11 protein-coding genes are annotated in these 13041 nt (G+C 51.8%); 2 read left to right on the top strand and 9 right to left on the bottom strand.

Annotated features, from left to right (window positions below; translation table 11 throughout):
* Nucleotides 1–53: 53 nt before the first annotated feature.
* From J2Y43_RS28695 to J2Y43_RS28675, 5 genes are all read right to left on the bottom strand, one after another.
* On the bottom strand, nt 54–1574 hold the full coding sequence (locus J2Y43_RS28695) for a RagB/SusD family nutrient uptake outer membrane protein (RefSeq protein WP_309990689.1): 1521 nt from the start codon (nt 1572–1574) through the stop codon (nt 54–56).
* 19 nt (nt 1575–1593) lie between these two features.
* Nucleotides 1594–4911, bottom strand: coding sequence for a TonB-dependent receptor (locus J2Y43_RS28690; RefSeq protein ID WP_309991359.1), 3318 nt, complete (start codon nt 4909–4911; stop codon nt 1594–1596).
* 201 nt (nt 4912–5112) lie between these two features.
* A complete protein-coding gene (locus J2Y43_RS28685) occupies nt 5113–6240 on the bottom strand; it encodes a FecR domain-containing protein (RefSeq protein WP_309990685.1) in 1128 nt (375 codons plus the stop codon).
* 102 nt (nt 6241–6342) lie between these two features.
* Nucleotides 6343–6960 carry a sigma-70 family RNA polymerase sigma factor gene (locus J2Y43_RS28680; protein ID WP_309990682.1) on the bottom strand — a complete coding sequence of 206 codons (618 nt, stop codon included), beginning with the start codon at nt 6958–6960 and terminating at the stop codon, nt 6343–6345.
* A gap of 135 nt (nt 6961–7095) precedes the next feature.
* A complete protein-coding gene (locus J2Y43_RS28675) occupies nt 7096–7626 on the bottom strand; it encodes a hypothetical protein (protein WP_309990679.1) in 531 nt (176 codons plus the stop codon).
* A gap of 322 nt (nt 7627–7948) precedes the next feature.
* On the opposite strand from J2Y43_RS28675, the gene J2Y43_RS28670 reads away from it, so the two are divergent.
* Nucleotides 7949–8392: a hypothetical protein gene (locus tag J2Y43_RS28670; RefSeq protein WP_309990675.1), complete on the top strand. Its 444-nt coding sequence runs from the start codon at nt 7949–7951 to the stop codon at nt 8390–8392.
* Entirely contained in the window at nt 8358–8765 is a 408-nt protein-coding gene (locus J2Y43_RS33660; protein WP_409014508.1) for a type II toxin-antitoxin system PemK/MazF family toxin, read from the top strand. Before J2Y43_RS28670 ends, J2Y43_RS33660 begins: the two co-directional genes overlap by 35 nt.
* A gap of 5 nt (nt 8766–8770) precedes the next feature.
* Here the strand turns inward: J2Y43_RS33660 and J2Y43_RS28665 are convergent, their stop codons facing one another.
* The 4 genes from J2Y43_RS28665 to J2Y43_RS28650 all read right to left on the bottom strand — a co-directional run bounded on the left by J2Y43_RS28665 (nt 8771) and on the right by J2Y43_RS28650 (nt 13015).
* Entirely contained in the window at nt 8771–9661 is an 891-nt protein-coding gene (locus tag J2Y43_RS28665; protein ID WP_409014515.1) for an ABC transporter permease, read from the bottom strand.
* Between the two features lie 245 nt (nt 9662–9906).
* A complete protein-coding gene (locus J2Y43_RS28660) occupies nt 9907–11427 on the bottom strand; it encodes an ATP-binding cassette domain-containing protein (protein WP_309990669.1) in 1521 nt (506 codons plus the stop codon).
* Nucleotides 11424–12056 (bottom strand): DUF2291 domain-containing protein, encoded by a 633-nt coding sequence (locus tag J2Y43_RS28655; RefSeq protein ID WP_309990666.1) that lies wholly within the window; start codon nt 12054–12056, stop codon nt 11424–11426. The genes J2Y43_RS28660 and J2Y43_RS28655 overlap by 4 nt, the downstream gene beginning before the upstream one ends.
* A 2-nt stretch (nt 12057–12058) precedes the next feature.
* The gene (locus J2Y43_RS28650; RefSeq protein WP_309990663.1) at nt 12059–13015 is read right to left on the bottom strand and encodes a D-ribose ABC transporter substrate-binding protein; all 957 of its coding nucleotides are present in this window, start codon (nt 13013–13015) and stop codon (nt 12059–12061) included.
* Nucleotides 13016–13041: the final 26 nt, after the last annotated feature.

Raw genomic sequence — 13041 nt, 5'->3', positions numbered from 1 at the left:
CATTCACACATCGCTCCGGCGACCCGGTCAATCATTCAACCATTCAGTCATTGTTAATACCCCGGATTCTGCGGTGCCAGGTTTGGATTCACCTGCAACTCTACCCGCGGCAGCGGCATGAGGTAATCCCTGCTGGCATTGAATGTCTCGTGAGGTTCCAGCGAGTTGGGCCCTTTGAAAACCTTCTCGCCCAGGTTGCGGCGCTTGATGTCGTACCAGCGCTTGTATTCGAAGGCCAGTTCAAGGCGGCGTTCATCGAGGATCAGATCAATCATCGCGTCTTTGGCTAAACCCGCTTTTACATCCTCCGGGAAGGTCGTTTGCTTGCCGGCCCAGTTTCTGGCCCGCGCCCTAACCTGGTTAATATACCCCAATGCCTCCGCATTCGGTCCGTTTACTTCCACTGATGCTTCCGCGGCAATGAGCAGGATTTCCGCATAGCGCATGGCCGCATAGTTATGATCGGAATAGCGGCCTTCGGAGTTGGAATTACCCGCGAAACGGGCATACTTGGCTATATGCGGACGTTTGGTATTCGTAAACTCCGTGTAAGGAACGAGCTTACCGCCGATGAGCAGTGAATCTTCAAAACTCACCTCCTTGCGGTAATCGCGGTTGTCCCAGGTAGTGTACACTTTCAGCGACGGCACGATCACGCTCCACCCGCTGCGCGGCGCATCGCCCCCGCGTACGCCCGTCATAGGCGCCATAATGTCGTCATTAGCACCGCCGTCGCCCGATTTGAGACCCAGGAAGTCGATGTCGAAAATGTGCTCTTTCATATTCGGGGCTTGCGGCGCTTTGAACAGCGTTTGAAAGTCTGCTTCGAGCGCGTAGCCGAATTTATCCTTGTTATCAATCACCCATTTCGCTTCGGTGTAAGCCTTTTGGTACTGCCCCATCGTAAGGTATACCGACGCCAGGTAGGAAGCAGCCGTTCCCTTGGTGGCGCGGCTCCGTACTTCCGCCGGCTGCTTGTCGGGCAGCCATTGTTTCGCAAATTCCAGGTCGGCAATGATATTGGTGTAAACCGTAGCCGCAGGTGTTTTGGAAATCGATTTGACAGACTCGGGGTTGCTGATAAAGTAATCGATGTAAGGAATATCACCGAACACCTGCACGAGGTGGAAATAGGCAAATGCACGGATGAAACGGGCTTCCGCCATCAGCGGATTGCCTGTATTTTCGGGCAGGCCAAGCTGTTGTGCACCGAAAATCGCCGCATTGGTGGAGCTGATCACCTGGTACCAAACCGGCCAGAACTGGTTGACCATGTTATTGTTATCATCCATGTTAAAGTCGTTCACCTGCTGGCGTTCGGCAGGGGTACCGCGATCACCGATATCCTCCATATCGCTTCGGAGCATGAGCGCTGATACGAACTGGCGACCGTAAAGCCGCTCGGTGGCGATCCAGCCGTAGGCGCCCATAATGGCCGTTTCCACATCTTTGGAAGTCCTGAACAGCGATTCGGGCGCGAGCAGGCCCACGGGCTTTTCGTCCAGGTCCGCACAGCCCAGCAGCAGCGCAACCGCCGCGGTCAGGAATATTGATCTATTGAATAAATGCTTCATTATGATGTCCGTTTAATGCTTAAAAACCGAGGTTGAGGCCAATGGTGTACGATTTTGCGTTCGGGTAGCTGCCGTAGTCGAGGCCGAGGTTACGGTTGCTGTCGGTATTGCCGTCCGACGAGTAGTTCACTTCCGGATCGTAGCCCTTGTATTTGGTGAACGTCAGGATATTCTGCGCGCTGGCGTAAATGCGCAGTTTGCTGATCCTGAGCTTTTCCAGCACTGGTTTAGGAAAATTGTAGCCGATAGCCAGGTTTTTCATCCTGACGAAGCTACCGTCCTTGACCCACCTCGTAGATACCCTCCGAGTACGGCCTACCGCCGCTTTCGGCACGTCGGTATTGGTATGGGTTGGCGTCCAGCGGTTCAATGCCTCGGTAGTTGCATTATTGATCGCCGAAAGCAGGTTGAGCTCCATCAAAGTATAACTCAGCAAGTCGTTGCCTTTCGAAGCCTGGAAAAACACATTCAGATCAAATCCCTTGTAACTGAAATCGTTGTTCATACCCCAGGTGAATTTCGGGTGCGGGTTACCGATAATGGTGCGGTCGTCGCTATTCAGCATGCCGTCGGGCTCCCCGGTAAGCTGGCCGTTAGAGTCCTTTTTGCCGTTAATATCCCTGAACTTCTCCCCGCCTGCAACCGTCTCAAAGCCGCCGCCCGGAATAAAGCTATCGCCCTCCTGATACACGCCGTCGTAGATCCAGCCATAAAAACTGCCTACCGGATAACCTTCGCGCAGGACCTGCGTCTGCCCCATCCCAACCATGTGGCCTGGCGCCGAACCATATAGAATGTCCGTTCCTGCGGGTAGTTTCAGGATTTTATTTCTGTTTAAAGAAAAATTGATGTCCGTGCTCCATTTGAAAGCCCCCACCAGATTGCGGGTATTCAATGTAAACTCGATACCCTTGTTCTCGACTTCGCCGATGTTCTGCAACTGGTTGGTATAACCCGAGTACTGCGGCAGCTGCACGCTGAACAGCAAATCTTTGGTAACACGCCGGTAGTAATCGGCCACGAGGTTAATGCGGTTGTTGAGGAAACTCACATCCGCTCCCACATCGAACTGATGCGTCGTTTCCCAGGTAAGATCGTCGTTTGCGACGGTGGTCGGACGGACCGCATTTACCGGCGTGCCATTGATGATCGCGTACACGTTCGAGAAACGCGCCATCGTTTGATACGGCTCAATGGCCTGGTTACCCGTCAATCCGTAGCTCACACGCCATTTCCATTGGCTGATCGCGGAAATGTTCTGCATGAATGGCTCGCTCGACATTTTCCAGGCAAATGCACCTGACGGGAACGTGGCCCATTTGTGGTTCCTGCTGAAATTCGACGAACCGTCCTGGCGAATGTTGGCCGTGAAAAGGTATTTGTCGGCCAGAGAATAGGTCAACCGGGCATAATAGGATGCCAGCACCCACTCCGTCAGCCCCGAATTGGGGCTTTGCCATACCGATGAGCCTCCGAGGTTCCAGTAAGAAACGGCGTCCGTGATAAAATTCTGCCCCGAACCACCCCAGGTCTCGCTGGATGATTTCTGGTAGGAATAGCCCGCCATCACCGACAAATCGTGTAACGCGCCTATTTTTTTATTGTAGGTCAAATAGTTCTCATTCAAAAGCAAAGTACTTTTCGAGCCGTTCACCGTTGCCGCTCCGCCTACATTGCGGCCGTCGTTCAAAGTCGTGGGCGTGAATGTGCCCGTACGGCCGCTGTTGGTGGTCGCACCCAACGTTACCCTGAATTTCAGATCTTTAAGAATATTGTATTCTGCATAAAGGTTGCCCTGGATACGGTCGGCCAGCGACTCGTTTTGCAGCTGCGTCGCAATCGCATACGGGTTATCGATCGGATCGCTGAGGCGCCCCACCGTAAACCGGCCATTGGCATCGCGGATCGGCTGATCGGGCTCGAATTTCAGCGCCGCCGACATGACGCCGGGGGTAAGCCCGCCCGAGCCCTCCTGCGTACGCGACTGCTGGCGCGACACGCGCTGTGCAAACAGGTTCAGGCCCAATTTCAGCCTCTTGGTGGCGTTGATGTCGATATTACTCGTCACCGAATACCGCTTGTACCCCGAATTGAGGATAATGCCTTTCTGATCATAATAGGCACCCGACACGTAATACTTCACCGCCTCGCTGCCGCCTGCTACCGACAATTGGTGGTTCTGAATACCGCCGCGGCGAAAAATCTCGTCCTGCCAGTCCGTATCGGCACCTTGGGAAACGATCGTCGGCCTCGCCTCCTGCACATAGGCGAGGAATTGCTGCGCATTGAGCAAATCGAGGCGATTGATCTCCTTCTGGCTGGAAATGGATGTGTTGAAATCGATGCGGGGTTTACCCGAGGTCCCCTTCTTGGTGGTAACCATGATCACGCCGTTGGCGCCGCGAGATCCGTAAATGGCCGTTGCCGAAGCATCTTTCAGGATTTCAATGGACTCGATATCCTCGGGCGGAGGCAATGTACCGCCTACAAACCCGTCGACTACATAAATAGGGTCACTGCTGGCATTAATGGAGGTTCCTCCGCGGATCCGCACCTTGAAAGACGAACCCGGCTCGCCGTTGTTGGCCTGGATCTGCACACCTGCCGCACGGCCCTGCAATGCCTGAACAGTCCCCAACGCCGGATAAGCGGTCAGTTCCTGCGATTTCACGGACGCAACGGAACCGGTAATATCGCTTTTCTTGACAGTACCATAACCGACAACAAGCACCTCTTCCAACGATTTCTGGTCGGTTTTGAGGGCAACGTCGATCTCCGTACGGCTGCCGGCCTGCACTTCCTGCGGTTCGTAACCTACAAAGCTGTATATCAATGTGATATTCGCATTGTCGACCACCAGGGTATAGTTCCCGTTGGCGTCCGTGGACGTGCCCGTTTGCGTACCCTTGACAAGGATATTCACACCGGGTAAAGGCTCCTTGCTTTCCGAATCCGTCACCCGGCCTTTGATGGTGACCTCAGTACCTGCCTGCAAACCGCTTTTCACCGAAGCCTCCGGCTCACCCGAGCTCCATTTCGGCGTTTCCGATGGGCGGATCACAATATTTTTACCCGAAACCTCATAGGTAAGCCCCAACGGCACCAGAAACTCCTCCAACACTTTGGAAAGCTCCTGGTTCGATTGCTGGATCGTCACTTTCCGGCCCGACTGGATCATTTTGGAACTGAAAATAAACCGGACCCCGGCCTGCTTTTCGATCTGGTGCAGGACTTTCTTCACTTCCAGGTCCTGGGCTTGCAGGCTGATGCGCTTATTGAGCAGTTCCTGCGCGCGCACATCCGCCGCGAACGCATTCGCGACCAGCCAAACCGACATTACCAATTGCGCGACGCTTATCCGCATAAGAACTAACCATTTACGATGGAACTGTACCGGTATTTTCATAAATTTAAACGGTTTTGTTAATTGAAACTTGGCAAAATCTTCCTCCTCATCCCATTTGCATGAGATGTGACGGTCTGCTAACCACTGAGGATATCCGAGCCGGCCATGTTGGCGCATGGGCCGGCTTTTTATTTAGTTATTTCTGCAACCTTTTCCTTCCACCACAATCCGCCCATCAATGCTCTTGTAGCTGGCATCCACTGCCTTGCAAATCAGGTCGAGCTTCTCGTAAAGCGACATTTCGGTGAGCGTGGCGGTAATGGGGCACTCGTCCATGACGTTCTTGTCGTAAATGATATCGATACCATAAGCGCTCTGCAACGCGCTGAACACGGCCGACACAGGTGTTTCGTCGAACTCAAAATGCGGTGCTGGGCCAGCCTCGGCCACTACTTCCGGCTCAGGAACAAGGCTTTTGGTGATTTTGACGGTTTTGCGTACCAATACCACCTGCTGATTGGGCTCGATCACCATGCCCGTCAGCTCCCGGGAACTCTGCTTGTCGGCCGCATCGGGATCTTCCCTCGAAAACACGGCCACCTTTCCGGTTTTCACAGCGACCGAAACCTCCTGCTCATTGGCAAAGGACCTGACCGTAAAGCTCGTACCCAAAACCTTGGTTACCAACTCATTGGCATACACAAAAAAGGGTCTGGAAGGATCTTTGGCAATGTCGAAAAATGCTTTTCCCGAAAGAAATACTTCCCGCCTGCCGCTACCGGTCGGTGTTCCTTTGAAATGCGCAGGGTAACTGATCCTGCTGCCAGGATCGAGCGTAATGCGGCTACCGTCTTCAAGGTCGACGGGTAGCGGCCTCGCCGTAGTATTCACTACTTCACGCATTTCCACTTTCGCAGCGGCCACAAGTTGGTCGTAGCCAATCACCTCAGGCTGCTGGTGACGCAGCCAGAATAGCCAGCCAAATCCCGCCAACAGCACCAGCATGGCGGCAATGCGCACCACCCGGCCCGCGTACCAGGGCGAATGCCCTTCTTCGGCACGGTTGAGGTTCCTCGTTTCCAGCCTCTCCACGATCCGCTCCACCGCTTTCCGTTTTTCGGGGTTGCTGAGCGATGCGTTAGCGGGTCGGATGGACAAGACCAATTGCCTCGCGCGTTCCACCATTTCGCGTTTATCGGGATGCGCAGCGAGCCAGTTTTGCCAGGTTTCGTCGTCTTCCCGCGTGGGGTTCAGCACCCAGTTGCGGAACGATTTATCCCAGACAAACTCCCCCAAACTGAAATCGCGATAACGGTCCATGTTTAAAATTTAGCTTTTTCAAACACCATTAGACCGCTCCCGTTTCGGGATACTGTATTTTTCTGATTTTTTTTGAAATTTTTTAAATGAGGTATTTCAAAATCAAAACGGCAGGGCCAGGACGAGCGAAACTATGGCCTTCCAATGCGATTTGATAAACTTGAATGCTTCTTGCAGCAGATTGGAAACGGACTGGGGCTGAATGTCCATTACCAGTGCGATCTCTTCACGCTCCATATCATTGTAAAAACGCAGAAAAATAGCTTCCTTTTGCCGTTTGGGAAGCTCATTGAGCATTTCCGTCATCCGGGAGGCCAGCAGGCGGTCGTTTTCAGATTCAATCAACTGGTACTCGGCGCTGAATTCGAGGTCGAAAACGATATCCGTTTCATTGTAGTAATCCATGCAATCCATCCGCAGGCGCGACGCAAGCCGGTGCAGGCGACGGCGTAACGAAGCAAGCAGGTAGGGCTTCGGCGGAATTTCGGGGTTCAATGCATCTCTCTTTTCCCAAACACCCAGAAACACATCCTGAATGCAGTCCTTAATCAACTCACCGTCACTGTTAAACTTCGTTCCGTAGTGAAAAAGGAGGTCGTAAGTCCGGTCGATCAGTTGTTCATAGGCAGTGACATCCCCGGCAAGCATTTCGCGCCACAGCTTCTGCTCTTCTTCCAAATACATGGCCGGACGGAGTTCCGGACGGGTGAAAGGCTTCATGAAAACGAATGAATTTTAGCCAGGTATGCAGACAAAAAGCAGCCCCGGCTACATTCTTACTACCATCCATCTCATTTAATCTTCAAACAATTATACACGGCCAGCTAACGCCAGCCCTATACGCCAAGACCCTCATTAAGATTTAAACATCGGTAGCGGGTTCAACGGATGGCGCAAAAAATTGGCGCTGATCTTGCGTATTAAAAACCAATGGAACCCGGCATTGGGAAACTTCCTGCGCAGACGACGAAGCATTTGCGGGTCGGAACCGAATGTGAGCAGGCCCAGCGACACGTCGGTCCAGTCCGCTTTCCGAAACGTTTCGACGGTTACGGGAAATGCTCCATGATAAGGCCGGATCTTGTGGTGCCAATATATCATGGCGGCGATTTCGGCAGCACCGGCACCGCCTTGCGTGGTATTCAGGTAATGCTCGGCTTGTTCCAGAGAAGGCGGAAGGTAGTCGATCGTGCGGGCTGTCCAGATGCCTATATCGTGAAACACGGCTGCGATAGCATATTTATGACGGTTAGCAGGTTCGGTATCCCGCATAACACAGGTCTCGAAAACCCGGTGAACATGGTTGGCATACTTTTCAAGGTCGGCACCGATTTCCTGCCTGAAACGTCCCAGGAGTTCGTCGATAAGCGGTTCATGGTCTCGCATTGCACAAATTTTGAGTGAATGCGATAATTTACAGATAATCAATGCAAAAACACCCATGATGCTTTACCTGCCGCTTCAAATTTTTCAGGGTGCGGGTATTGTCTTTCAGGCCCAGCGCATATTCATCCTTTTTTCGCCTGGCATCACGCAGTCGATCACACTGAAACCCGGATCAATTCACAGCCTCCGGTTCATGCATTGAATCCAACCGTTTGAACATTCATGAGAAGCCCTTGCTAATTGACCGCAAAACCGCGCCGCAACTGACTTGCAATGAAGCACTTTACAAGGTAGTTTTACATTAACTAATCACTTCGCAGTCATGGCAGTAGTAACCTTCAATACAATACAAATTGGAGCAAAAAGGACTTCACTCGTCGCGAGGATTGCACATTTCATCAAGTTATTTGCAAAATCGCCATCTAACTGGATCAGCTTGCGCATAGCAGCGAACATCATGCACGACACAAAGTTTATCGAACAACAGATAACACTGGTCAAGCAAATGGACGACGAGCAGGTAAAAAAGGGAATGGCCTTCATCCAAAGCATGTTGCCGGAATTGGTCAAAATGGATAACGCAATTGAAAAAATTCAAAACCCGGCTTTGAGCATTGCATTCCGACAGCACGAACTGGCAGTATATGATCTGGAAGCAAAATTGCATTTAAAGCAAACAGAACATTTACCCGTAATACCAACGGATCCGGAGCTCCGTGAAGCGCTTCATTATGCCACCGTCATATCCCTCAATTCACACTTATAGTAACATGCCTTTCCATCCCGGCGACATTGTCTCATTTGATTTTCTTATGCCATCGACGGGACGATATCTCACTCATTCAGCGGTTGTCTTATCCTGTACCGAAGTTTACCATCATGATAGCATTTACGTCTGCGCTATGATGTCCTCCAACAATGTCTACGATCGCTTTACATTCAAACTGGACAACTCAATGCTCCAAAGCACGAATAGTAGAGGTACTTCACAAATAAGGTGTCATCTCATTACCTACGTGGATGCAACGAAAGTGCATCCTACCCAAGGAACCCCATACAACCGCCTGACCAAGCAAGCTCTCAAAATGCTCTTCTCCCACATGAACAACAGTACATTTGAATTAGGAAAAACTCACTGAGCCCCCTACTCCCCCTTCCCATTCGACTTATCAATAATCACCGCCAGCAAAATCACCAGCCCCTTCACTACCTGCTGCCAGAATGGTGAGACATTTAACAGTACCAAACCATTATTCAACACCCCGATAATGATCGCGCCCTGCACGGTGCCGAGAATGCTCCCGCGTCCGCCGGAGAGCGAGGTACCTCCTATGACGACGGCTGCAATCGAATCCAGTTCGTAGCTGATGCCCGCGTTGGGTTGGGCGGAGTCGAGGCGCGATGTGACCATGATCCCGCCCACCGCTGCGAGCGCTCCGGCAATGGTATAGACGATGATTTTAACTTTATTGACATTGATCCCCGATAACCGCGAGGCACTCTCATTTCCTCCGATGGCGTAAATGTAGCGGCCAATGCGCGTCTTGTCGGTCAGGAAAACGGCCAGTGCCACCACCACGATGGAGATCCAAACCGGCACCGGAATGCCCAGGAACCAGCCCGTACCGATAAAGAGGAAGGTATCCCCCAGCCCGCTGATCGGAAAGCCACCGGTCCAGAGCATGGTCAATCCCCGCGCGACGGTCAGCATCGCTAGCGTGGCTACAAATGGCGGCACGCTGAAACGCGTAATCGCCCATCCATTGAATGCGCCCAAAGCCGAACCTGTCAGCCCACCCGCGAGAATCGCGCCGAGTACGGTGAATCCGATATACAGGTTTTGAGCAGGTATTTCAATACCGTTTTTGAGTAAACCCGCCGTAATAGCACCGCATAATGCCAACACCGAGCCAACAGATAAGTCAATTCCCGCCGTTAGCACAATCAAAGTCATTCCCACAGAAATGCAGATATTGACCGAAATCTGCCGCATCACGTTCCAGAGGTTCGAAAACGTCAGGAACTTGTCCGACATGATACTTAATGCAAGGCACAAGAGAAATAGTGCGATGAGCGACTGGAATCTCGCAAACGGGAGACCGCTTCCTAACGTCGGCTGTCGGCCGTCGGCTTTCGGCGATTTCTGCGAAGCACCGGTACGCTCGTAACTCGTTATTTCACGCATGTTTTGTAACATTAGAATATTACTCTTTCACATTTATATCAATTGTAAAGCCGACTGCTGATAGCCGATAGCCGAAGTATAGCAGAGCTTTGAGCCTACTGCATAGAGCTTATAGCTTTTTTCAAAATCTTATCTTCCGACGCTTCACTCGCTGAAAATTCGCCGGTTATGCGCCCTTCCGACATTACCAGGATCCGGTCGGAAATGGCCAGAATCTCGGGTAGCTCCGAAGACACTACCAGGATACCCAACCCTTCGTCGGCTAACCGGATGATGAGTTTGTAAATCTCCGTTTTGGCGTTGATATCGATGCCGCGGGTCGGTTCGTCGAGCAGGAGCACTTTGGGACGCGTGGCCAGCCATTTGGCGAGCACGACCTTCTGCTGATTACCGCCGCTCAGGTTTCGGGCTTTCTGCTCTTTGGAGGGCGTTTTAATCCGCAGCTCACTAATGTAGTGATCGGCCAGTTCGCACTCTTTGGCTTCGTTCAGCGTGCCGAGACTTTCCATTTCCTCCAATGTGGTGAGACTGATATTATTCTTCACGCCCAGCCCCAGCACCAATCCATCTTTTTTCCTATCCTCGGGTACGAGCGCGAGCCCGGCCGCGATGGCACGCGCGGGAGAATCGCAGCAAGTGGATTGTCCGCCAATGAGCACCTGCCCACTTGAATGCGCCGGATGCAATCCGAAAATGGATTCCAGCAGTTCCGTCCTACCGGCACCCATCAGGCCAAAAAGCCCGACAATTTCCCCCTTACCGATATTAAAAGAGACGTTGCTAAGCACATTACCTGCCTTCACGCGACTTTTCAGGTTCAGGTTTTTCACTTCCAGCAACGGTTCACAAGCGCCGCGGTCGTTGGTTTTCCGCATCACTTCTATTTTCCGCCCTACCATTTTGCTGATCAGCTGGTCCTGCGTCATACCCGCCATTTCGCCTGATTCAATGCTTTTACCATCGCGCAGCACCACGTAATTATCGGCTATGCGGAACAGTTCGTCGAGCTTGTGCGAAACGTATACAATGGCCTTGTTCTGGGTTTTGAGATCGGAGATAATATCGAATAAAACCTCAACTTCCGCACCGGTAATCGCCGAAGTGGGCTCGTCCATGATGATCAGTTCGGCGTCGGTGAGCAATGCTTTGGCAATTTCGACGATCTGCTGCTGACCCACTTTCAGTTTAAAAACCTGCGAATCGGGACTCGCTTTCAGTTTCAAACGGTCGAGCAGCTCCTGCGTACGCTTGCGCATGCGGCCCTTGTCCATCGTGCCGTACTGGGTCACCAGCTCCCGGCCGAGGAAAATGTTCTCAGTAATGGTTAAATAGGGAATTAAATTGAGTTCCTGGTGAATGATCACTACGCCCTGCTGCTGGGCATCTTTCGGTCCGGCAAACCTGGCCGTTTCGCCTTTGTAGTAAATATCTCCTTCAAAATCAGGATAAACCCCTGATAGTATCTTCATTAATGTCGATTTCCCCGCGCCATTTTCGCCGATCAGCGCGGTTACTTTGCCCGCTTCGATCGACAGCGAAACGTCATCCAGCGCTATCACGCCCGGAAACCGCTTCGTGATATGCTTCACTTCCAACAAGGTTGCTGTGTCCGTCATGGCTTTTCGATTTGGAGACTTACCGGGATGATTTCGATGCTATTCAGCTGCAAATGCCCGCGGTTCAGTTCGATGGCGCCGTGGAACGCCACGCGGTCGCCTTTTTGCACGTTGGATTTGAATGGCGGTATAACCTTCTTGCGGATCAGCTTGTTGATCTCCGCCGATACATTATTGAAATCCATGGAATTGGTGAATGCATTGATATCGATCGCTCCCGACGCATCACGGACTGCATTGCCGAAAATGTATTCAGTTGCAATGCGCACATTTCCCGCCCCTTCACCTCCTACCGAGAGTGCAACGGACACTTCATTTTCGCTCACATCCGTCACCGTCCCCTTCCCTTTCACCAGAAAATAGCCGATGTTACCAATGCCCAACGCATGCGAATGTTGTTCAAAAGCCTTGTCTTTTTCAGTTTTAAGCTGCGCGGTCAATGCACCCAACTCCACCGCTTTCGGCAAGCCCGGCATCAGCTTTTTTGCCCAGAAATCTTTGGCATAACCGGCAGCATCAAATGCCCCGGTGCCGGCCTTCACTTCATCCAGCTTTTTGAAATAGACCGAATTATAAGCCAGTAATGCAATCACTGCTACGTAAAGCAGGTATCGGATCGGTTTGGGCATAGCTATTCTTTTTCGCCGTAAGCGGCATAATTTTCGACATTATCCTTCTTCACCAGCTCCACGGCTACCGGCATTTTACCCGGAAAATCACGTTTCCCTTTGAAATATGCATCGGCAAATGTGGCGGCGGTCTGCGCCATTACCTCAGGAAACTGCATTCCGGTGGCTAGTATTTTCCCATCCCGAATGGATTTTACGACGTCCTCGGCACCGTCGAAGCCGAATACTTTCACGCGATCGGCTTTTCCGGAAGCCACCAATGCCTGGTAAGCACCCATGGCCATGGCGTCGTTCCCGCAGAACACCCCGTCGATATCCGGGTGCGCTTGCAGGATGGATTCCATCACCTCCATAGCCTTATTCCGGTCGAAATCGGCGCTTTGCTGAGCGACCATTTTCAATCCCGGGTAAAAATCCACGACGCTATGGAAGCCCTTCGAGCGATTCCAGGTGTTGTTATCGCCCACCATCCCGAGGATTTCGACGTATTTACCTTTCTTGTTCAATGTCTCCACGAAGTATTTGCCGATCGCCACGCAGCCCGAATAGCTGTCCGACAGTATTTGCGAAGTAGCAGCCCCGTTCGCATTTACTTCCCGATCCATACAAAACACCGGCACGCCGGCCGCGACCGCATTCTTCACATTCACAATGGAGCCATCGGCATCCGTAGGATTGAACAAGATGGCGTCGTAACCCGAGGCAATCGCATTGTCGAAATGGTCGGTTTCCTGTGCGGTATTATTCTGGGAATCAAAAATTTTGGATTCATAACCGAGCTGTTTCGCTTTCGCCTCGGCCTTTTGTGCGAGGAAAACAAACCAAGGATTATTGAGCGTCGACACCACGATTGCGATCTTCTTCGGCTCGTCTTCGGATTCTTTTGTTTTACAACCAATAAATCCAATCCCGAAAAAGATGCAAAAAAGTGCTATCCGATAATGTATGCTGATTTTCATGCTGCAATGGGTTTAGGCGCCGCATT

It is taken from the genome of Dyadobacter sp. BE31 (genome assembly GCF_031457695.1).
In the GTDB taxonomy this organism is placed as follows: domain Bacteria; phylum Bacteroidota; class Bacteroidia; order Cytophagales; family Spirosomataceae; genus Dyadobacter.
The sequence above is the reverse complement of the archived record's forward strand: the minus strand, read 5'-3'. Positions and strand labels throughout refer to the sequence as shown.

What these genes read in the sequence shown, in the direction of transcription:
- J2Y43_RS28695 (WP_309990689.1), bottom strand. Translation starts at nt 1,574, where the DNA reads ATGAAGCATTTATTCAATAGATCAATATTCCTGACCGCGGCGGTTGCG.
- J2Y43_RS28690 (WP_309991359.1), bottom strand. Translation starts at nt 4,911, where the DNA reads ATGTCGGTTTGGCTGGTCGCGAATGCGTTCGCGGCGGATGTGCGCGCG.
- J2Y43_RS28685 (WP_309990685.1), bottom strand. Translation starts at nt 6,240, where the DNA reads ATGGACCGTTATCGCGATTTCAGTTTGGGGGAGTTTGTCTGGGATAAA.
- J2Y43_RS28680 (WP_309990682.1), bottom strand. Translation starts at nt 6,960, where the DNA reads ATGAAGCCTTTCACCCGTCCGGAACTCCGTCCGGCCATGTATTTGGAA.
- J2Y43_RS28675 (WP_309990679.1), bottom strand. Translation starts at nt 7,626, where the DNA reads ATGCGAGACCATGAACCGCTTATCGACGAACTCCTGGGACGTTTCAGG.
- J2Y43_RS28670 (WP_309990675.1), top strand. Translation starts at nt 7,949, where the DNA reads ATGGCAGTAGTAACCTTCAATACAATACAAATTGGAGCAAAAAGGACT.
- J2Y43_RS33660 (WP_409014508.1), top strand. Translation starts at nt 8,358, where the DNA reads ATGCCACCGTCATATCCCTCAATTCACACTTATAGTAACATGCCTTTC.
- J2Y43_RS28665 (WP_409014515.1), bottom strand. Translation starts at nt 9,661, where the DNA reads ATGTCGGACAAGTTCCTGACGTTTTCGAACCTCTGGAACGTGATGCGG.
- J2Y43_RS28660 (WP_309990669.1), bottom strand. Translation starts at nt 11,427, where the DNA reads ATGACGGACACAGCAACCTTGTTGGAAGTGAAGCATATCACGAAGCGG.
- J2Y43_RS28655 (WP_309990666.1), bottom strand. Translation starts at nt 12,056, where the DNA reads ATGCCCAAACCGATCCGATACCTGCTTTACGTAGCAGTGATTGCATTA.
- J2Y43_RS28650 (WP_309990663.1), bottom strand. Translation starts at nt 13,015, where the DNA reads ATGAAAATCAGCATACATTATCGGATAGCACTTTTTTGCATCTTTTTC.